The 21758-nt window shown below is 65.0% G+C and carries 14 protein-coding genes; 9 read left to right on the forward strand and 5 right to left on the reverse strand.

Going from position 1 to position 21758, the window contains the following annotated elements; genetic code table 11:
* Positions 1-124 precede the first annotated feature (124 nt).
* Positions 125-1714, reverse strand: a complete 1590-nt coding sequence (locus Poly30_RS18415; RefSeq protein ID WP_145200509.1) for a tetratricopeptide repeat protein — start codon at positions 1712-1714, stop codon at positions 125-127.
* A 437-nt stretch (positions 1715-2151) separates the two neighbouring features.
* Between Poly30_RS18415 and Poly30_RS18420 the strand changes: the two genes are divergently transcribed.
* The 9 genes from Poly30_RS18420 to Poly30_RS18460 all read left to right on the forward strand — a co-directional run bounded on the left by Poly30_RS18420 (position 2152) and on the right by Poly30_RS18460 (position 17397).
* Positions 2152-2778, forward strand: a complete 627-nt coding sequence (locus tag Poly30_RS18420) for a uracil-DNA glycosylase (protein ID WP_419190362.1) — start codon at positions 2152-2154, stop codon at positions 2776-2778.
* Positions 2779-3228: 450 nt separating this feature from the next.
* Complete coding sequence (locus Poly30_RS18425) at positions 3229-5901, forward strand: hypothetical protein (RefSeq protein WP_145200515.1); 2673 nt, start codon at positions 3229-3231, stop codon at positions 5899-5901.
* A gap of 488 nt (positions 5902-6389) precedes the next feature.
* Complete coding sequence (locus Poly30_RS18430; RefSeq protein ID WP_145200518.1) at positions 6390-9368, forward strand: tetratricopeptide repeat protein; 2979 nt, start codon at positions 6390-6392, stop codon at positions 9366-9368.
* 53 nt (positions 9369-9421) lie between these two features.
* A complete protein-coding gene (locus Poly30_RS18435; RefSeq protein ID WP_145200521.1) occupies positions 9422-10687 on the forward strand; it encodes a tetratricopeptide repeat protein in 1266 nt (421 codons plus the stop codon).
* Positions 10688-11376: 689 nt separating this feature from the next.
* Entirely contained in the window at positions 11377-12102 is a 726-nt protein-coding gene (locus Poly30_RS18440; RefSeq protein ID WP_145200524.1) for a MotA/TolQ/ExbB proton channel family protein, read from the forward strand.
* A 120-nt stretch (positions 12103-12222) separates the two neighbouring features.
* The gene (locus Poly30_RS18445; protein WP_145200527.1) at positions 12223-12741 is read left to right on the forward strand and encodes an ExbD/TolR family protein; all 519 of its coding nucleotides are present in this window, start codon (positions 12223-12225) and stop codon (positions 12739-12741) included.
* 70 nt (positions 12742-12811) lie between these two features.
* Positions 12812-13345 (forward strand): ExbD/TolR family protein, encoded by a 534-nt coding sequence (locus Poly30_RS18450; RefSeq protein ID WP_145200530.1) that lies wholly within the window; start codon positions 12812-12814, stop codon positions 13343-13345.
* Between the two features lie 544 nt (positions 13346-13889).
* On the forward strand, positions 13890-16550 hold the full coding sequence (locus tag Poly30_RS18455) for a hypothetical protein (protein ID WP_145200533.1): 2661 nt from the start codon (positions 13890-13892) through the stop codon (positions 16548-16550).
* Positions 16551-16674: 124 nt separating this feature from the next.
* Positions 16675-17397, forward strand: a complete 723-nt coding sequence (locus tag Poly30_RS18460) for a TIGR02253 family HAD-type hydrolase (RefSeq protein ID WP_145200536.1) — start codon at positions 16675-16677, stop codon at positions 17395-17397.
* A gap of 162 nt (positions 17398-17559) precedes the next feature.
* On the opposite strand, the gene Poly30_RS18465 is transcribed toward Poly30_RS18460, so the two are convergent.
* From Poly30_RS18465 to ctaD, 4 genes are all read right to left on the reverse strand, one after another.
* Entirely contained in the window at positions 17560-18249 is a 690-nt protein-coding gene (locus tag Poly30_RS18465; protein WP_145200539.1) for a cytochrome c oxidase subunit 3, read from the reverse strand.
* 176 nt (positions 18250-18425) lie between these two features.
* Positions 18426-18812, reverse strand: a complete 387-nt coding sequence (locus tag Poly30_RS18470) for a cytochrome C oxidase subunit IV family protein (protein ID WP_145200542.1) — start codon at positions 18810-18812, stop codon at positions 18426-18428.
* 92 nt (positions 18813-18904) lie between these two features.
* On the reverse strand, positions 18905-19753 hold the full coding sequence (locus Poly30_RS18475; protein ID WP_145200545.1) for a cytochrome c oxidase subunit 3 family protein: 849 nt from the start codon (positions 19751-19753) through the stop codon (positions 18905-18907).
* Between the two features lie 215 nt (positions 19754-19968).
* A complete protein-coding gene (gene ctaD, locus Poly30_RS18480) occupies positions 19969-21663 on the reverse strand; it encodes a cytochrome c oxidase subunit I (RefSeq protein ID WP_145200548.1) in 1695 nt (564 codons plus the stop codon).
* Positions 21664-21758: the final 95 nt, after the last annotated feature.

A 21758-nucleotide genomic window follows, 5' to 3' on the forward strand; every position in this document is an offset into this window, starting at 1 on the left:
TCCTCGCATTTTCAGCTCCGCCGTTCACCTCTGCTCACGCGCCGTTCGTGAATAATCCGGGCTAGGGCGCCAAACGCGTGAAACCAAACCGGTGCTCCCCCCCCCTGCCAGGAGCCGCCCGGGATCAGTCCTTGAGCACCCTCAGGTACCGTTCGATCTCATCTCGAATCTCGGCATCTTCGGGGCGAGCCTCCCGGAGAGCTTGCTCCAGCGTCGCGACCGCGCCGATGGAATTCTGGCTGAGGTGCTGACTTTCGGCCAGCATCTGGGACACCTCGATGCCCAGCGGCTCGTCGGTGGCACGGGCATAGGCCGTTGCCTTCAGAAGAGAGGCTGCCGCTCCGGCGTAGTCGCCTAGCGCGTACTGGAGTTCCCCCAGCATGCGCCAGCTGTCGATGCTGTCGGGACGAACCTGGGTGGCCTCGACGGCGTAGCGGAGGGCCTGATCCGTCTCGCCGGCCTGCAAGGCGTCGATCGCTTTCGACTGGAAGAGAGCGCACTGGACCTCGGCGATGCCCGTCGCGCCTCGGTCCGCCAGGAGCGCCGCCGCGATCAGGCCCGTCGCCGCCTCGGTGTCCCCCTGGGTGAGCGCCCTGTCCGCTTCGCCGATCATGGTGAGAGCGATCTCTCGCTGGGCGATGTCCTGGGGATCGGTGCGCAGCGCCGCAAATTCCGCGATGGCGGAGCGAACACCGTCCTCGTCACCGACCCGAGCCGCGGCAACCGCCTTGTCCAACGCGTGGCTCGACTGCTCCCGCATGAAGGTCCGGGCCGTACCCGTTTCGACCTCCCGCGAGCCGAGTTCCTTGGCGCGAAGGTAGTGCTTGCGCGCGATCTCGGACTCCCCTTGAACCTGCGCGATCAGGCCCGCCTGCCAATGGTGGCGAGCGAGCTCGACGCCGATCGCCTGGCCCTCTCGATGGAGCTGCTCCAGAACGTCCAGTCCCGCGACGAAGTCCTGGCGCACCGCGATGAGGAGCTTGCCGTAGAACTGGCGCGCGTCCATGTCCTCTGGATCGAAGCGGAGCGAGGTTTCCATCCGCTCCATGGCGAGATCCGCCTGGTCCTCGGCGAACGCTGCCTGGGCCATCAGGTAGTACGCCTGACCGAGGGGCCGCGCGATGAACGGCAGGCCCTCGTCCGCCCGGTAGGCGGACTCCAGGAAGCCGAGGCCCACCTTGGCGCCGCCGGGCGTCACGATCGCGACGATCCCCCGGGCGCGCTGGAGCTCGGGGGTCACGACGCTACCGACGGCCGTGGCGCCGCGCTCGAGCTCCGCCCGTGCGGCCTCCAGGCGACCCATCGCGGCGTAGATTTCCACGGAGGTCGCGTAGGGACGCGGGTCCTTCGGGTCGATCGCGCGGGCCTCCTCCACCAGCGCCAACCACTCGGCCTCGCGCCCCTCCAGAAAAGAAATGCGCGCGCGCAAGAGCGGCTCCTCCACGCCGAGGTCCGCGACTAGCTGCGGGCCGAAGGAGGCCAGCACCGTCCGCGCCAGGTCCGGGCGCCCCTTGTCGATCAGCTCGCGGACGTTGACAACCTTGGGATCCATGAGCCTCCGCTTGGCCGAGGAGGCGATCGCCGAGCCGGACGACGAACCGGCTCCTCCCTCCGAATCCCCGCCGCACGCGGGCAAGAACGCGCCGAGACAGACGAGTGCCCAGAGAGGCCAGGGAGCGGAGAGCTTGACGCTTCGGTTCGAGGTCTTTTGCATGGGTCGGAAGTGGGGCGATAAGACCGCCTGGAGCGGAGTTCGGGCGGCTATTCTGACGTGATGCCCGAGCGGCTGGCAGAAGTAACGGGAAGCGATTCGGTTCCCGGCTCGATCGGGGCCAGCGAATGCCGGGCCCGCGAGGTGTGTAGATGACCCAGAATGAGACCCTCGAGGTCGCCTCACTGGCGGCGGGGCTAGCAGGCCTCCTCCGGCGGCAACGCGCGGGTGGAGTGAGGCGAGTTGCCGCAGTTAGCGCTCCCGAACCCGCCCGGAGATCAGCACCGGCCCCCGCTCCCCCCTCCGCTCCCCCCCCCGCCGCGACCCAGGCACCGCCGGCCCCCGCGACATCGCGCCCCTCGGGCGGCCCAGGGGCGCCCGCCGCCAGGCCGCCGAGGCCCCCGAGGCCGGGGACCGAGCAGGCCCAGCCCCAGACCCTGGTGCTTCCCCACCCCGTGGCCGCCGAAAGGCCCGCAGGCGCCCCCGAGACCTCAGGATTCTCCTCCCTGGAGGCCCTCGGACAGGCCGCGAGCACCTGCCAGGCCTGCAAGCTCTCCCGAAACCGAAACCGCGTCTTCTTCAGCGCAGGCAGCGGCTCCAGCGGTGTCCTCTTCCTCGACGAAGCCCCGGACCCCGCCACGGACTCCACCGGGGACCCCTTTCGCAGCCCGGCCGGAGAGCTTCTCGCCAGCATCATCACGAAAGGCATGGGGCTCCAGCTCGACGACGTCCAGGTCGCGAGCCTCGTGAAATGCCAGCCGCCCGCGAACCGCCCCCCGGAACCGGAGGAACTCGGTACCTGCCGGGCGTGGCTCGATCGCCAGATCGAACTCCTGGACCCGAAGGTCATCGTGACCCTGGGTCGGCCGGCGGCGACCGCGCTTCTGGGGATCGAGGCCCCGCTCGGCCGCCTTCGAGGCCAGGTACACCAGCTCGGCGCGAGAAAAGTCGTCGCCACCTATCATCCGGACTACTTGCTCCGGTCTCCCCAGGACAAGAAATCGACCTGGCAAGACATCCAGCTGGCCATGGGAGCCGCGGGAATTCCGATCCCGGGACGCGGCTGAGGCCCCCCGTGCGCGCCGGGCAGGAGCCAAGAACGCCCCTTGATCAGAGAACTCCAGATGAGTCGGTAACCGTCCGAGCCGGAGCCATTAGCACGCCCGTCGCGCGGAATCGGGCCACACCAGGCTTCGGATCCGCGCGATTTCCAACTCCTTCTCATCCCCTTTTCTGGCGGATCTTCGCGCGGACCCCAAGACCCGGCGTTGACCCTCCCCCCCGCGGACCGTACCCTCCGCTCCCGCGATTGGTTTGATCCAGCCTGGCCACCGCCAAGCAGGGTCAGCCGGGACGACGTTTTTCGATGCGTCATCCCGCTGATCCGGTCTCCCCCCCCATCCCCCAGCGATCGCACGCATCTGAAATCCGCTTCGCCGACCTCGGCCCGGCGCTTCAGAGGCATGCCATCGACGAACTCCCCCTTTCGACGACCGTTACGCGTCTTCCACTGAACTATGCGGACCCGTCTCACGCTCCTGCCGTTCCTTATCACGGCCTCGGTTGCCTGCCAGGCTGCCGACCCCCAGAACGCAGGACCCCATAACACGGGGCAGCACGCAGCGAACGACACGATCGCCAGCGCCGTCACCCCCATCACCCCCTCCGCGTCGCGGTCAGGCAACGAGCTGTTCACGGCTCCCCTGGAAGCTGCGAGCGCAAGCGGTGCTGGCATGGCGCTAGCCGCGAACGTCACGGCTTCGGCACCGCAAGGTGCCCAGGACGACTTCAACCTCGCGCAGATCCGCATGCAGAAGAGCCGCGCGCTCTCGACGCAGTTTGCGGAACTCGCTGAAGAAGCCCTGAACCGCGGCGACATCAAGGACGCCGTCGAGCAGTTCGCGAGCGCGATCGAACTCGACCCGTCCAACCAGACCGCGCGGGAGGGCTTCCGCCGCGCGCTGGCGATGCAGGGCGATCCGCTCTCGACCGCTGGCGAGCAGTTCAGCTCGAACGTCGGCGGCCTCGAGGTCCGCGAGGCCATGGCGCGCATGCGCGCCGAGGACTTCGCGAACTCCGGTCGCGTGGCCATGGAGCAGGGCGACTACGACGCCGCGGTCCAGAACTTCCGCCAGGCGGAGACGATCCTCAAGCTCAACCCGCTGATCGCGACGAACTCGCTCGACGAGCAGATCATCCGCGGTGAACTCGAGGCCGCCATCAACCTGCGCACCGAAGCGCAGTCGATGAAGCTCCAGCGCGAGCGTGAAGAGGCGGAAGAGCAGGTTTCGCGCCTGCAGGCCGAGGAGGCCAACCGCCTCGAGAACAAGCTTCGCGAGTACTACCAGCGCGCGGATCGCGCCTTCCGCGCCGAGAAGTACGCCGAGTCGGCCAAGTTCGCCGAGCTGATCCTCATCCGCGACCCGGGCAACCGTTTCGCGACCGAGATGCTCGAGATCGCCCGCGAGTCGGGACACGCCAAGGTCTCGTCGCGCCTGCGCCGCGAGTACCGCGAGTCGTGGCTCCGCACGTTCGACGAACTCCGCACCATGGACATCCCGCAGACGGATGCCCTCGTGTTCGACATCGATCGCTGGAAAGACGTCGTGGACCGCAGCCCGCTCTCCGAGCTGCAGCTCGAGGCCGCTGCGAACCCCGAGCGCGACGCCGTCATGGCGAAGCTCGAGCAGATCCTCGTCCCGGCCCGCTTCGACAACGACGGTGAGGGCGTTCCGCTCGCCAACGTCGCCGACTTCCTCCAGCAGCAGTCAGGCATCAACTTCCAGCTGAGCTCCGCCGTCAAGGACCTCGACGAGGAAGAGACCGCCGTCAAGCTTCAGCGTCCCGAGGGCAGCGTCATGCTCGTCCTCAACCTGATCGCCGAGACCGTTCCGGACGTCTCCTGGAAGATCGAGGACGGCGTCGTTCTCTTCGTCACCCAGGAAGAGCTGACGGGCGGCCAGGTCAACGCCACCTACTCGGTGGCTGACCTCGTCACCCCCATCCCGGACTACGCGGCACCCGACATCAACGTCGAGCCGTCCCAGGGACTGGCCCTTCCGGAAGAGGACATCGAGGAACGCGAGGCCAACGTGATCGGCATCTCCCAGCTCGAGGAACTCATCCGCAACAACGTGGCGACGGCGACCTGGGAAAACGATCCCGCGAACTCGATCCGGGTGACGGAGCGCGGCCAGATGGTCGTCAACCAGACCCCCGACGTTCAGCGCCAGATCGTGGCTCTCCTGGAAGACCTGCGTGAGTCGACGGGCATCCTCGTCGACATCCAGGCACGCTTCATGCGCGTCGAGGACAACTTCCTCGAGGACATCGGCGTGGACTTCCGCGGACTGGGCCAGCCCGGCCTCGGCGTCGACAACCAGGAGTTCAACGACTTCGGTGACGGCTCCTCCGACCTCGGCAACGAGATCGGCCGCACGAGCGACATCGGCGCGTTCTTCGACGACGGTGCCGACGGCAACTACAAGGCGCGCGTCGAGGACCTTTACGACACACAGCTCGGCTCGGACAACTTCCAGGCTTCCGGTGGACTCTCGTTCCAGTGGGCGTTCCTGAACGACCTCCAGCTCGAACTCATCCTTCGCGCCGTTCAAAAGAGCGAGCGAATCGAGACGGTCACGGCCCCGCGGGTCACGGTCAACAACGGCGCGCGCGCCAACGTTTCCGTGCTCAACCAGGTCGCCTACGTCCAGGACTTCGACGTTCAGATCGCGCAGGCGGCGTCCATCGCCGACCCGATCATCAAGGTCATCCAGGACGGCGTCATCCTCGACGTCCGCCCGGTGGTCTCCGCTGACCTGCAGTACATCACCCTGGAACTGCGCCCGACGATCGCGCAGCTCCAGCGTCCGATCCGCGAGCAGCCGACGACGCTAGGTACGCAGAACTCGGTGACGATCCAGCTCCCCGAGGTCGAGATCCAGCGTGTCCGCACGTCGATCCCGATCCCCGACGGCGGCACCGTGCTGCTCGGCGGCCTCAAGGAGTCGACGAAGCAGGACACCCGCTCGGGCGTTCCGATCCTGAACAAGATCCCGCTCATCAGCGCACTCTTCGAGCGCAAGGGCAACTACATCAGCAACCGTAAGCTCCTGATCCTGCTCAACGCGCAGATCGAGATCCCCTACGAGCAGGCGCCGAGCGACGCCGAGCTGGGTCGCGACCTGTAAGACCTGGCCTTCGGTTCAGCATGAAGGGCTGCCTGCCCGGGATCATCCCGGGCAGGCAGCCTTTTTTTGGGGCCACTTCCCGGACCGAGCCTCCCTTTCGAGATGTCGGCCGCCCGCCCCCACTCGACTTGAGCTGTGGCGTGAACCGGGCTAGTGAACCTTCGGCGCGCTCGCTCCGTTGACACGAATGGCGAGCCGCACGGACACTTTTCTCACCAGGGGGACGGGAGGACATCATCTCTCTGTTTCCCTGGAGAAGCGTTGTCCCGTATCCTCTTTGCCGCTTCGTCGCTCCCCCCGCCACGAAGTTTGCTGAACGTCTTGCGTCACCGGCCCACTGCATTCCGCTAGGGCCCGCCTGAGGCCCTCCGCCCGGTGACCCCAGGTCGCCCCTACGTCCACGGACCCCTATCGTCCTCCCGATGCGCTTATCCGCCTTGAACCGACCACTCTCCGCGCCGCGTTCCACCCATTCCCACGGACGCTCGATGTTGTTCACCGGACGGCTTCTGCTGGCCACCGTCGGCCTCCTGGTGAGTACCAGTGGCGCGGCATTCGGTCAGTCGATGTCCGACAAGGCCGTCGAGGCCGAGATCGAGTTCGCGCGCGGACTCGCACGCGACTGGGCCTTCGTCGACATGGCCCAGAACGTTCTCGACAACGTGGGCAAGGCGGACCTGTCGGAGCGCATGAACGAGGAACTCAGCCTCGTCCGCTGCGAGGTCTTCACGAACGGCGCGCGGGCGACGTTCGATCCGGTCAAACGGAACGAGCTCTTGGCCAAAGCGATCAGCGCGTACGAGGACTACATCGAGGAGAACAAGTACGCGACGAACCGCCCGACGGCGGAAGGGCAGCTCATCGATCTGGCCATCACGTACGCGCGCAGCATCGACATCGCGCTGAAGGACGCAGCCGGTGATGAGGCAGAAGCGTTGCGCCAAGACAAGATTGCGGCGCTGACATCGGCGGTCGACCGAACGGACCACTTGATCGAAGAGATCGACGAACTTCCGGACGACGAGCGGACGCCCGAATTTGCGACGAAGAGGCTCGTGCTCCTTCTCCAGAAGGGCGATATCCAGGCGCGCCTCTCCTCCTCACTCGAAGACGACGTCACTTTCACCCAACAGGCTAAGGAGACGCTGGAAGAACTTATCTTCGCCGCTGGTGAGGGCACCGCACTGGCGCTTCGTGCCCAGATGCTGATGGGCGACGTCTACCTTGGTGATGGAGATTCAGAGACCGCTCGTGAGTTCTACAAGGGCACGATCGACCTCGTCATCCCCATGGACGAAGAGTCTCGCAACGACCCGGAAGGCCTCGACTGGAAGAACCTTCCGTTCGATATCAAGCAGATGCGCTTCACGTTCGTGGAACTGGGCATCCCGGGTGTCCAGCGCACCTCGCGGACCCTCGGTGAGCCGGAGGTCGGCATCGAGTACGCGCTGTTCATGAACAACCTGTACCGCAAGGAAGGTTTCCAGCTCTCCGTGCTCGGCTACGACGCGATGCTGGAGATCGCCCAGACCTTCCTGGAGGCGGGCGGATACATCGGCGGGAACCCGGCCCAGGGCGACGCTGCCTGGTACCCCACCGAGGAAGCGCTGAAGGATGCGAACGTTTCCAAGCGCAACCGGATGACGGCCGTCGAGTTCGCGCTCGACCTCGCCCGCCAGGTCGCGACCGATGCGTCCGGCTCCCAGGCGGGCGTGGACGCGGGCGAACTGCTCGCGCGGATCAACGAGCGCCCCGAGGTGGAGCTCCCCGTCGACCAGCTCCTCCAGGCGGCCGAGTCGAAGGCCAAGAACGAGGACTACGAAGCGGCCATCGCTGGCTACTACACGGCCCTGGCGCGCATGGATCAGCTGGCTGCCGCCGACCGCGCGGAATTCGCGTCGCGGACGTACAACAAGCTCGGCAACACGCTGCGTTCGCAGGGGCGCGATCTGGAGGCCGCGATGGCCTTCCGCGAAGCGCTCCTCAACTGGGCGGACCCGGAGTACAACCCGGACAACGCCAAGAAGTACAACTACACGATCCGAGGATTCGCGAAAGAGTCTGGCTCCGCCACCGACCCCGCGATCAGCAGGCTCGTCACTGAGTCCGAAGACTTCGTGATCCGCTACGGAGAAGAGGGCTCGGGCGACGAGATCATCTTCGCCCAGGGCGAGAAGGAGCTGAAGCGCGGCAACTACGAGGAGGCGATCCAGAAGTACCGCGAACTCAAGCCCGAGGACGGCATGTACGAGCCCGCTGTCGTGCGGATCGGCCAGTCGATGCTTCAGATGAAGCAGGTCCGCGAGGCGCTGGAGCACTTCGAGTCGTACTTGAACGAGTACGTGAAGAACCCCACGCACGAGCCGACCACCCCCATCGGTGAGGACCGTCGTCACCAGTCGATAGGCAAGGCGATCTACAACGCAGGCCTGATCGAGCAGATCATCGCTGCCTCGAAGTACAAGAAGTCGGAAGGTGAGGACGCGAGCGGCTACGAGGCCGTGGTCAAGCGCCTCAAGGACTTCCGCACCGACTACTCCGACGTGGGCTCGATCGTGCTCAAGTGTCAGGCGATGCTCGCCGACGCCTACGCGAAGCTCGGCGAGACCGCGAAGGCCGAAGCCGTCGTCATGGGCATGATCGCCGACGAGCCGGACGCGAGCGAAACGGGCCGCGCGGCCCTCGACCTCTACCAGGCGTACAAGGACCGTCGAACGCGCCTCGAATCGGCCGCGGAGCCGGACGTAGAGGCGATCGCAGCGGCGACCCTCGACATGGCGAAGGCCCTGTCGATCTCGAACGGCATCACGCCGGGAGTGCCGTACAACTACCTGAGGAACGAAAGCCTTCTCTGGCTCGAGATCGACCGCTGGCAGGACGCCCGCGGCCCCCTGGAGAAGATCGTCAAGCGCTTCCTCGATGACGACGAGGTCAAGGACAAGGTCATCAAGCAGGTGATCCCTGACCTCGCGGAAGCCTTGATCGAGACCGGCGCCGTGGCGGAAGCCAAGGACCTTTTGAGCCCCTACGTGATCGGCGAGGACGCTCCGCTTGGCACGCGTACCCCGACGATCCTGATGAGCCGGGCCATGATGGGCTCGATCGTCGGCAGCGGAACGAACGTTCAGACGACGCCCGGTGCTGGCGGTACGGAAGAGGAGTTCGACTTCATCACGAGCCGCCTCGACACGATCGAGAACAGCCTGACCGCGTGGACGTGCGAGTGGTACGAGGCGAAGCTGGCGGCGATCTACGCCTACTACGTCTGGGGCCAGGACAACGCGAAGAAGCTCGAGACGGCGAAGAACCTGATCGACGACATCACGTCGTTCATGAACGGCAGCACGGAGTTCGAGCTGGTGGACGAGGGCTGCAACCTGGAGGAGGTCGACGCTCAAATGCGCCGCCGTCTCGGGTCGGGCACCCTCTCTTCCCGCTACAAGTGGCTGTACCGGAAGACCCACTAATGGCGCGCTCCTTCCTCGACTCTCCCACAGTGAAGACTTCCACAGTGAATTCCATGTCTGATTCCCCCTCCCCACGCGTGCAGTCCTCTGCCCCGGTCGCACCTGCAACCACTCCCCTTGCGTCCCGCTGGGCGGCCTCACTGGCGGCGGCCACCGTCCTGACTCCCCTGCTCGGCGCACTGACGCCGATCCTGGCGGTCACAGGGGCCGTCGCCTTGGCGGCACCTTCGCTGGCCTCCAGCCTGGTCACCCCGGTTCCCCAGGCCGGCAAGGCCGACCGCATCTTCACCAAGAACAAGAAGACGGCGAAGGTCGAGGCCAACGTGGGCGTGGTGACGGCCGCCGACCTCAAGGGCATCAAGTTCACCGAGCGCGGCGACAAGAACCAGTCGGCGGATGCCATCGAGGTCGTGCTGATCCAGTGGGGCGACGTCCCCGACGACTTCACCGACGGCGAGACCTACGCCAAGCGCGGTGAATGGGAGAAGGCGGTCTCCAGCTTCCAGGCTGCGGCCGCGGATGACGATGCGCGCGAGGTCGTTCGCGCGGCCGCCCGCGTCCGCGCCATCGAATCGATGATCGCCTGGGGAGCCGCCGATCCGGCTCGGTTCGCCGATGCGATCGCTGAGGCGACCCGTTTCCTGAGCGACCACGGCGAAAACTGGAAAGTCCCCGCAGTTCGGGCCATTAAGGCGCGTGCCACCTGGCTCAGCGGAGACGCTGCAGCGGCGCGGGACGGCTATCGCTCTCTGTTCGAGACGGGCAAGGACGGAGCCGACGGCTACTCTCCCTTGATGGTCGCCGAAGCGGCGATGAGCGGCGCCCGGGCGGCGCTCGTGTCGCCGGAAACGTCGACCGCGCGCGAACTCTTCGACTCGGCGGCGAGCGCGTTCGCCGCCATCGACAGCAACGATCCCGAGGTCATGGCCCGCGCAGCCGCAGGGGCCGAGGTGGCTCGGATGGCCGCGGCGGAGTCACTGCTGGCCAAGGGAGATTTCGCGGGTGCCGTGCGGGCTTTCGAGAGCGCTCTCGACGAGGCCAAGACCTCGGCGGGGAAAGGTGCCGCCAAGCTGGGACTCGGGCGCGCGCTCCTCGGCAAGGGCGAGAACGCCGAAGCCGAAATCCAGCTCGGCTGGGTGGCAGGCCTCGATCACACGAGCGCCGACCGTCGGGCCGCCGCCCTGCTGGCGCTCGGCGAGGCCTTGAAGGACTCCGCCGAAGGCAAGGGCGTTGCCAAGTCGGCGCTCCAGCGCGTGAAGTCCGAGTACGGCGCCACGCCCTCGGCCGCGCGCGCGAACGAGCTCCTCAGCGGTCTTTAGGAGTCTGCGCCACAGATTGCGATGCCGCGAGCACGGCCAGGATCCGCGCCCGCGGCGTTGCGCCAAACCCAATGGCGTCCAAAGGGCATTTCTGGCGGCGCGGCTCCCACGGGTGAAAACTCCTCGCCCAGAGGTGCCCCCGATTGGCCCTCGCCCGTCGGAGTCACCCCGCCAGGCGCCCTCGACGAGCCCAATTCCGTCCGGCTCTTTGCAATTACGCGGCTCGGTCAGGAAATCTTCGGCGTGCCTCGGTAGCCTTTGGGCGCGAGTGGGCTAGGCCGGGCGTCCTGCCGGGCCTGCCGCCGTAGCCAGGGCGCGCCTCGACCGGGCACGCCGGCTCACCCTTTGACATTTTCCATCGCGTGGCTCCCGGCCCCATCCGGCGAGTGACGGCCACAGGACCACGGTCTGGCATCTTCTCTCGAGTCCTCTCGAGCGAGGGGCCAGACGGGGTGCTGCACCGGTCGTTGGTTCTCGGGGCGGCTACTTTCACGGATCCATGCGACGACCCCCCCCTCTCTTCGATCTAGACCGAGTTCGGCCGGCGTCTCTCACGCGCCTCCGCCAGACTCCGAGTTCCCGCGGCCTTCTTCCGCGGTACTCATCCAACGCGGTCCTATTCCTTGGGGCCCCATCACCTGCGGCAACCATCGGGAAACGATCTCCCGTCCGCCCCCCAGCCACTACCCATGAAACGGAACTCCATCCTGGCCCGCGCCCAAAAGGCCGCTGCCCCGGCGCTTGCGTTCGGCCTCACCTTCGTCGCCACCGCGTCCCCCTCGCTCGCCCAGAAGAGCGAGAAGAGCTTCAGTGACGTGTTCGCGGACGCCGGTCCGGTCGGCCTCGTCATCATGCTGCTCTCGGTCGTCGCGCTGGCGCTGATCATCGAGAACATCGTTTCGCTCAAGCGTGACAAGCTGGCACCGCCGGAACTCATCGACGAGGTCCAGGCGCTCTTCGAAGAAGAGAAGTTCCAGGAAGCGATGGAGCTTTGCGAGGACGAGCCCGGCTACTTCACCCGCGTCTGCGGCGCGGGCATCGCGAAGATCGGCCACCCCTTCGAGGCCATCGAGAAGTCCATCGAGGAAATGGGCGACGAGGAGTCGATCAAGCTTCACCAGAAGATCGGCTGGCTCTCCCTGATCGCCAACGTGGCCCCCATGCTTGGCCTTCTCGGCACGGTGATGGGCATGGTCGCGGCCTTCAACGAGATCGCTGCGTCCAAGGGTCAGGCCAACCCGGCCGACCTCGCCTCCGGTATTTCCCAGGCTCTTCTCACGACCATGCTCGGCCTGATCGTCGCCATCCCGGTGACGGCGGCCTTCGCGTTCCTCCGCAACCGACTGATCAAGACGATCATCGAGACCGGCGCGATCGTGGAAGACCTCTTCGAGCGCTTCCGTCCGACGTCCTGATCCGGATCTCTGATCCTGATCGGAACAGCAGGTCGCGCGCGTCCGCCCCGGTGGATTCGCGCGACCGCGAGGCCTGCTCCCTGAACGGCCGCCTTCCTGCGACCCCCGGAATCTGACGACATGAATCTAGCCAAGCACGACGCCAACACCGACATGGAGATGGATATGACGCCGATGATCGACGTCGTATTCTTGCTGATCATCTTCTTCATGATCATTACCGACCTCACCCAGCAGGAGCTGGAGGACGTCGACCTCCCCACGGCCGAGCACGCGAAGCCTGACCAGCCGGATCCCGAGGAGTGGCGCCCGATCATCAACGTCACCTACCGTGGCGAGATGATCATCAAGAAGAAGGTCCAGTACGACCCGGACCTTCCGGAGTTCCAGGGCAAGAACAAGTTCGCGGAGCTGAAGACCTGGCTCCTCTCGGCAGCGAACAGGATGAAGAAAGAGCCCCTGAGCCCAGGTTCGAGCAAGCTGGTCCCGGACGAGCCGGTGCTGATCCGGGCCGACATGACGACGCCCTTCAAGTACGTCCAGGACATCATGGAGCAGTGCGGCGACCAGGCAATCTCGATCTGGAAGCTCCAGCTGGCCGTTTCGACGCCGGAAGGCGCTGACGAGACGAACGAGTAGTCCCGCCACTCCTCAGCAGTCTTCCCAAGAGCCCTCGGGCTCGCCTGCTCCTCACTCACCTACACAAGCTATGGCAAACAGCGCACTCGACGAGATCATGGACGAGAAGTGCGAGCTGCAGATGACGCCGATGATCGACGTCACCTTCCTGCTCCTCATCTTCTTCATGTGCACCCTGAAATTCAAAGTCCTCGAAGGCAAGCTCGGCGCGTACCTCCCGAAGGACGTCGGCGTGAACCCCCAGGACGCGGAGCCGAAGGAAAAGGTCGACATCCGCCTGGATGTGGTCAAGGTCGGCAACCGCATGCGCTGGAGCAGCGAGACGAAGGGCCCCGTGCCCTACACGGAAGCGGATGCAGCCGAGAAGCTGCGCTTCTTCTACGACGACTCGAGGGAGATCCGCTACACGGTCGGCCCGCGCCGCTTCACCGACCTCGCCGAGGTCACCAAGGCTCTGCAGGCGATCAAGGCCCGTGAGCCCGACAAGGAGGCCACCATCGACCCGCGTACCGGCGTGACGAACAAGGACGTCGTCGAGGCCCTCGACGCGGTCATGTACGCTGGCTACGACAACGTGACCTTCAAGGGCTCGTACGAGAAGTAGTGCCCGAGCGCGCTCGCCGAGGGGTCCGATCCCCCTCGGGAGCCCCATCTAGCCCCTCTGACGCGCTTGCACTGGGCCCTTGGGCCCCATCGGGCCGCGGGATCGGCTCCTTCCGGTTCCGTCGCTTCTCTCTCCGGCGCCTTCTATCGAAACAGCCTGGCCGAAACGCCCGTCCGGCTTTGACGGCCCCGGCTCTCTTCCTTAGTCTTTGCGCTCCCGACGGTTGCCGGCTCCCTTGCAGGCGCTGATCGACGTCCCCCCAAGCTTCTCTCTCACTCGGTTTTTGTCCACGACTCACCCGGGTCCCCTTGGGACTCCGCTCGCCACGGCGAGTGCATCCGGTGATCCGTGCCACCACCGAGCTCCCCCCTCGACCGTTTTCCATTGCCCACGGCTTTGGTTTCGGCACTTACCGGCTTTGTTTCGGTAGTGCAGGAGCCGGCTGAGGGTAAGGCTGCGGACTTCACCCGGCTGGCGCTGCCAGAAGGGCGATCTTCGTACCTCCCCCCCAACCATCTGCTCACGACGCACGAGTCTTTCCCGCATGAGGATCGCAGGCCCCGCACTCCACGTGTCTCTTCTGCTCGCCGTAGCCGGCGGCGCCCAATGGGCGCTCACCGGTTGCGCGACGAACCCGCAAGACGCCGAGACCCCCAAGGCTCCGGAGTCCCAGGTGGAGTCCTCCACCATCGCCTCCAACGAGGGTTCGACCACGGACACGACGGACGTCATCGAGCGCGCTGGCGCTCCTTTGGCAGCCCTCGGTCAAGGCTCATCTCTGGGTCAGGACGCCGAGCTGCTTTCGCTCAAGGAACAGAAGCAGCGCCTTCTCTACGACGCCGCCATGGCGCGCGCCGAGGAGTTCAAGGACAGGCTTCAATTCGCCGAGGCGAAGACCCAGGTCGAGCGAGCGCTCGAGCTGGAGCCCGACAGCCTCGCCGCGCGTAAGCTGCGCTCCGAACTCGCCGCGCTAATGGGCGAGCCGGGTGGCTCGACCTTCTCCGACGACGTCGATCAGTACAAGCTGAAGCTCGAGCAGATTCGTCTGGAGGTCAAGCAGGACCTCAACGACGCCAAGATCGCCCGCAACCGCGGCGACTACGGCGCCGCTGTGGCCGACCTTCAGCTCGCCAAGACCAAGATCGAAGTCAACGGCTTCGACATCGAGTGGAACGGCCTGGACCAAGAGGTCCTCGCCCTGCTCGACACGGTCAAGGCCGAGCGGATGGCCGCCGAGGAGCAGGCCGTCCAGGACGAGCGCGCCGAGGCTTTCAGCCAGCTCAAGGCCCAGGAGTCGATGGAGAACGATCGCAAGGAGCAGATCGTCAACAACATCCTGACGAACGCGATGACCGCGTTCGAAGAAGGCCGCTACCGCGACGCTGAGGAGTACGCCCAGCTCGCGATGCAGAAGCAGCCCAAGAACGAGAAGGCCGACGAGATCCGCACCGCCGCCTTCCGCGCCGGGCGCAGCCAGGTCCAGGACAACTACCTGAAGGCCAAGAAGGAGCAGTTCACGCGCTGGCGCGCCGAGCTGGAGCAGATGCGGATTCCGCAGAACCAGGAGCTCACCCTTCCTGATAGCGAAGTCTGGCGTGCGAACGCCGAGCGCCGCAAGGACCGCACGTTCAATGCCACCCGGAACGTGTCGATCATCGAGCGTGACCTGCGCGAGCAGATTGCGACCTCGACGGTCGCGCTGCCCAGCCTCGACACCGAGGACCTCAACGTCGTCGCGAACTTCGTCCGCGACTCCACGAACCTCCCCATCGTCGTCGACCAGGCAGCCGCCACGGCCGCCGAGGAAGAAGGCGCCGTGTTCGCGTTCAACTTCGAGAACGACCTCACGGTCGAGCAGGCACTGAACCGCATCACCGCAGCAGCGGGCGAGGGCGTGACCTGGATGATCAAGTACGACTCCGTGCTGATCACGACCAAGGAGAAGGCCCTCGGCAACCCGATCCCCGTGGTGCACCCGGTCCAGGACCTGACGTTCGCCCTGACGGACTTCTGGGGCCCGCGCATCGACCGCATCCGCCTGATCGACGAACTCGAGGACGACGACGGCGGTGGCCCGTTCGGCACCGTGCAGGAGTCCCAGCGCATCATCACGCTGGACGACCTTCAGACGCTCATCCAGGACACCGTGGCCCCCGAGGCCTGGGACGCGGAAGGCGTCAGCATCGAACTCGGTGAAGGCAGCCTGATCGTCACCCACACCCCCGAGATTCAGCAGAAGATCCGCGACTTCCTGGAGGACCTCCGCAAGTTCAACTCGGCGATGGTCACCATCGAGTCGAAGTTCCTCGAGGTCACCGACAACTGGATCCAGGAGATCGGCAACGACTTCCGCGGTCTCGACAACCGAGTGCTCGAGGACGTCACGAACGGTCTCGAGGACATGGCTTCGCGCGGCCTCGATAACGGCGGCTCCGGTACCGGCGGCACCAACTCCGCAGGCAGCCCGAGTTCCGGCTTCTTCTTCGACGACGGCCAGGACGGTGCTTTTGCGGCGACGACGCAGAACTTCTTCAACACCGCGCTGGGCAGCAGCCTCAGCACCCTCGGTGGAATGACGTTCCAGATGACCTTCTTCGACGACTCCGAGGTCTCTTCGATCTTGCGCGCCGTCGAGAAGTCCGAGCAGAGCCAGGTCGTGAACAGCCAGATGCTGAGTGTCAACGACTCCCAGCGCGCGTACGTGGCCGTCATCAACCAGAGGGCCTACATCCAGGACTTCGACGTCGAAGTGGCTCAGTTCCAGGCCGTGGCCGACCCGGTCGTCAACGTCCTGAACGAAGGCGTCGTGCTCGACGTCCGCCCCACGATCCTCGACAACCGGAAGTGGCTTCGACTGGAGATCCAGCCGACGGTGGCCCGCATCGTCAGCCTTCGCGCCTTCTCGACCACCCTCGGCGGTAACACGGCTCCGGTCGAGTTCCAGCTGCCAGAGCTTCAGGTCCAGAGCGTGAACACCAGCGCGTTCCTCCCCGACGGTGGCTCGCTGATGCTCGGCGGGTTGTCCCGCATCCGAAACATCGAGCGCCGTGCGGAAGTGCCGTGGCTCGGTAAGATCCCGCTCCTCGGCTTCCTCTTCAAGACGGAAGGCTACAACGACGAGCGCGACTCCCTCATGATCCTTGTGACGGCCCGCATCACCGATGTCCGCGAGTCGGTTCAGAAGGCGCTCGAGCAGCAGTATTGAGCTTCTGCTGAGCTATAGCTGACAGATCGACGCCCGCTGGCTCCGAGGTTTCCTGTTTCAGGGACCACGGGCCAGCGGGCTTCTTCGTGCCTATCCCCCCACTCGTCCCCACCGCTCCCGACCGATGAAAGCCATCCTCTTCGACCTCGACGACACCCTCTTCTCGACCACCGAGTTTGCGAAGAAGGCGAGGGCCAACGCGATCGACGCCATGATCGAAGTCGGCATCAATGCGACACATCAGGAGATCCATGACGAACTCATGGAAGTCATCCGGGAGTTCGGTTCCAACTACTCGGAGCACTTCAACAAGCTCCTGCACAGGCTACCGCCGCACCAGCGCAAGGAGGTGAATCCCGCGGTTGTCGTGGCAGCAGGCGTCTGCGCCTACCACGACACGAAGTTCGAGCACCTGAAGGCCTTCCCGGACGTGGCGCCCTTCCTCACGGCCCTGAGCCAGGCGCGGATGCGGACCGCAGTGATCACCCACGGGTGGACCACCAAGCAGGCGGAGAAGCTGGTGCGGCTGGGTCTGGTTCCGCTCTTCGGGCCACGGGACGTTTACATCTCCGATCAGGTGGGAATCGCCAAACCGAACCCGAAGCTCTACCAGTACGTCCTGAGGGAGCTCGGGCTCTTGCCGTCAGAGACGATGTACGTCGGCGACAACCTCGCCCACGATATCGCTCCGCCGCGCGCTATCGGCATGCATACGGCCTGGATCAAGCGGGCCGCGAAGCCGGATCAGGACGTGGAGGCGGCCAACCCGGAGTTCATCGTGAACGACTTCCGGGAGCTAGCGGCCATCCTGCGAGAGCGTTTCGGCGTGCCGCTGTCGGAGTTCTAGAGTTCCGTTGAGGAAACGCAACGCAGCCAGGGCTCGAATGGGGCCATACATATGAAAGGGACTTCTGTTCCGGACCACTAAGACGCCGTTGAAAAGCAGCGATCCACGCAGCAGCGCTCTCCCGTCCCGACGCTGCGTTGCAGTAACCAACCAGGTGGCACTTCAGACCGTGAGGAGCACGAGGACCGCCACCCACATGACCGTGAGGAACCGCCAGTAGGCGTAGAGCATCCGGAGCGAGTCACGGTGCGGTCCCTTGCCGTCCTTGGAGCGCAGCAGCACCGTGACGTTCGCGACGACGCCACCGAAGACGTGGACGGCGTGGGCGAACGTCAGCATCAGGAAGAGACCCCCTGCGTGCTTCAGCGTCCCCCCCACGATCGAGCCGTTGATGCGCTCACCCACCTGGGACAGCAGTGGCACCCAGCTGATGCCCTGTACGACCATGTAGGCCGACGCGAAGATCGCGCCGATCAGCGTGAGCTTGGAGGCCGCAGCACGGGTGTCCGCCTTCTTCAGCGCACGCATCGAGGCGATGTCGGCCACCACCAAGAGCACGGTCGCTGCGGCAAGAGTCATGAGCTCTCTGGAATCCAGGATGCTCTCCCAGTCATCTCGCTCTCGCCAGCGGAAGATCCCGTATGCGACGAAGGTCGCTCCGAAGATCATCGTCAGCGAGGCCAGGAAGAGCTTCATCCCGAACGCGATCATGTCGGGCGGCGGCCCGTCTTGAACGGGGCTGACGCGTCCTCCGGACGGGTCCTCCAGCGGTAGGTCCGAGGTATTGGACGGGACCTGGTAGCGATAGGCCCGCTGGAGCCGCGCGTGGGTGCCCTTGTTGGGGAGTTTCATTTCAGAGGTCGAGCGCGAGGAGGACGTTCTCATGGGACGTTCCAGACGAAATGGAAGCCACTACGGCCATGGAGACCCAATGGTCTCCGCTGCCGCGTGGCTTCCATGCATTCGCCGTGATGACCGGCGCGGATCTTCCGATCCCGCTACTAACTCATCGTCGATCCCCGAAAGGATCAGTTCCCTTGCAGGAGCGTCTCGCTCGTCTTGGACGAGATCTCGGGCTGGTACTGCCCCCGGTCGATCAGCAAGAAGCTGATGAACAGGAAGACGAAGAGGAACGATCCGAAGATCAGGAGAGAGTGGAAGCCCTTGTCGAAGCCGAGGTGCATGAAGATCATCAGCACGAGCATGGCCTTGACCGTCGCGATGCCCATCGCGACCGGGAGGTCGAAGGCGCCGAGATCGAAGGTCGAGGCCGTCACCGTGAAGACCGTCAGGCCCATCAGCGCTCCCCAGGTCCCGAGGAGAACCCATAGCGGAAGGATGTGGTGTCCGTCGTGATGAGGATCGTCGTCGATGTGAGCGTGGACGTCCGTGCTGGTAGCAGAAGTGGAAGACATGGTTTGGATCGTGCAGATGTGGGGTTGTTCGCGCGAGAAGGGCTGTGCTGGGTCGCCGTCCGCCTTGGGGCGCAGTGCGATCCGCCGATCTACTAGTTGATGAGGTACAGCAGCGGGAACAGGTAGATCCAGATCAGGTCGACGAGGTGCCAGTACAGAGCGGCGTAGTCGATCGGGCCGTAGTACGTCGGGGTGAAGTGCCCGCGGATGGCACGCGTCAGGAGCCACATGAGCAGCAGGATGCCGATCACCACGTGGATACCGTGGAGCCCCGTCATGCAGTAGTAGATGCCGAAGAACACCTTGAGCTGCGACTTCGTCTCGGGATCCATGTTGGGATCGTCCCACTTGACGGCCCCATGGCCATGGGCCTCCTCGTTCGCCGCACCGGCGTGCTCCGAGGACTCGTTCATGTCCGCGAGCTCAGCTGAGGCGTGCTCGCCCTCGATCTCGTCGCTTTCCTGCTCCAACCGGAAGCCCACTTCCTCTGCCTTGGTGACATGGTCGCCAAAGGCTCCCTCGACCGGGGCGTAGTTGTTGCCCGGGTAAAGGCCGAGGTGGAACTTGTGGCTGTACTCCTTGTACTTGATCCCCATGAACCCGAAGGCGCAGAGGATCGTGATGGCCAGGTTCGCCACGAGCATCTTCTTCTGCCCGAGCTGCGCGTTGCGCACCGCCCAGGCCGCCGTCAGGCTGGAGAAGATCAGAACCCCGGTGTTGATCGCGCCGAGCATCGTGTCCAGCGATCGGGCGGCGTAGGTGAACACCTCCGGATGCATGGCGCGATAGATCGCATAGGCGCAGAAGAGGCCACTGAAGAACAGCACCTCGGTCACCAGGAAAGCCCAGATACCGAGCTTGCCAGAGTCGAACTGGTGGTCTTCGTCCTCGAAGTGGTGAGCGAGGAAGGGCTTGTCGCCGTGTCCGTGATCGTCAGACATTTGGGGGATCGTCGTTCCTGCAGCCCGGCCGAAGCGGAAGGCGCCAGGGGGCTGCGGTTCGAGGAAAAGCGTTGAGAGTGGGAAGGGAACCTCGGGGAGAGGTGCCCGGCGTGTGGTCGGACGTGGCGCGGGGAGAGAGCTGGGGGCGATCCCCCCGCGCGTGGATGTCAGTCAGTCAGGCCCGTGGCTATGGGGGGCCTGGATCGAGAACCGGATCAGTGAGCTACGGGAGCGCGGCGACCCACGACCGGAACGAACCCCTGAACCTCTTCATCCCACTCGACGCGCTCCATGTCGTACGGATCGGTCGCGAGCGGCGGATGGTCGAAGTTGTGGTGCGGCGGCGGCGACGGGCATTCCCATTCGATGGTCGCGCTGCCCCACGGGTTGGCCGGAGCCTTCTTACCGCTGAAGATCGAGCGGATGAGGTTGTAGGTCAGGAGCGCAATACCGACGCCGAGGACCAGCGTGCCGACCGTCGAGAGCTGGTGATAGAGCTCGAAGTCCGGCTTGTAGTCGGCGTAGCGGCGGGGCATGCCGCGCGAACCCATGATGAACTGCGGGAAGAACGCCAGGTTGAACCCGACGAACGCGATCACCGAGGCGATGCGGCCCGTGGTCTCCGAGTACATCTTGCCGGTCATCTTGGGCCACCAGTAGTGGAGTCCCGCGAAGAAGGCGAAGAGCGTTCCACCGACCATCACGTAGTGGAAGTGCGCCACGACGAAGTAGGTATCGTGCAGCATCACGTCCGTGGAGAGCACGCCGAGGAAGAGCCCGGTGAGACCACCGATCGTGAAGAGCCAGATGAACTCCAGCGCGTAGAGCATCGGGGTCCCGAGCGAAACCGAGCCCTTGTAGAGCGTGGCCAGCCAGTTGAAGACCTTGATGGCCGACGGGATCGCGATCGTGAACGTGATGGCGGAGAAGATGAGCGTCGCGAGCGTCGACTCCGAGCTGACGAACATGTGGTGGCCCCACACGAGGAACGACAGCAGCGCGATCGACACGGACGAGTACGCGATCATCTTGTAGCCGAAGATGTGCTTGCGGCTGAAGGTCGCGATGATCTCCGACACCACCGCCATCGCGGGGAGGATCATGATGTACACGGCCGGGTGGCTGTAGAACCAGAAGAAGTGCTGGTACAGAACCGGGTCGCCGCCCTTCTTCGGATCGAAGATGCCGATTCCGAGGGTCGTCTCCATGACGAGCAGCAGGAGCGTGATGCCGAGAACCGGCGTCGCGAGGAGCTGCATGATCGCCGTGCCGTACATCCCCCACAGGAACAGCGGGAGCTTGTGCCAGGTCATCCCGGGCGGACGCATCTTGTGGATGGTCACCAGGAAGTTGAGGCCGGTGAAGATCGAGCTGAAGCCGAGCAGGAAGACCCCGAACGTGGCGGAGATGACCGACGTGTCCGAGTAGCTGGAGCTGTAGGGCGTGTAGAACGTCCAGCCCGTGTCCAGCTGCTTGCTGAAGAGCGTGTAGAGGAAGAACGTCGCGCCCGCGATCCAGAGATAGAAACTACTCAGGTTCAGGCGCGGGAACGCCACGTCCTTCGCCCCCAGCATCAGCGGCAGCACGACGTTACCGAGCGCGGCCGGGATGCCCGGGATGATGAACAGGAACACCATGACGGCGCCGTGGAGCGTGAAGACCTTGTTGTAGGTCGCCGCGTCCATGAACTGCATGCCGGGCGCGAAGAGCTCCAATCGGATTCCCAGGGCGAAGAGCCCGCCCAGGAAGAACGAGACCGAGATACCCACCAGGTACATGAGCCCGATCCGCTTGTGATCGAGCGTCAGAAGCCAGGACGAGATCCCTGAGGAGTGATTGATGTAGTTCTTCTCGAGGTGCTGGACCGGACGGCCCTGGACCTGAGAAGGGGCAATATCGACTTGTGTCATCGGAGTCTTCGGATCGGATCGGGCCAGAGAGAAATGTCTCTGACGGAGTCAGATCTTATGAGAATGAGTGGTGTTCGCAGGTAGCCGAGCAGTTC

Source organism: Saltatorellus ferox (assembly GCA_007751475.1).
Taxonomy (GTDB): Bacteria; Planctomycetota; UBA1135; order UBA1135.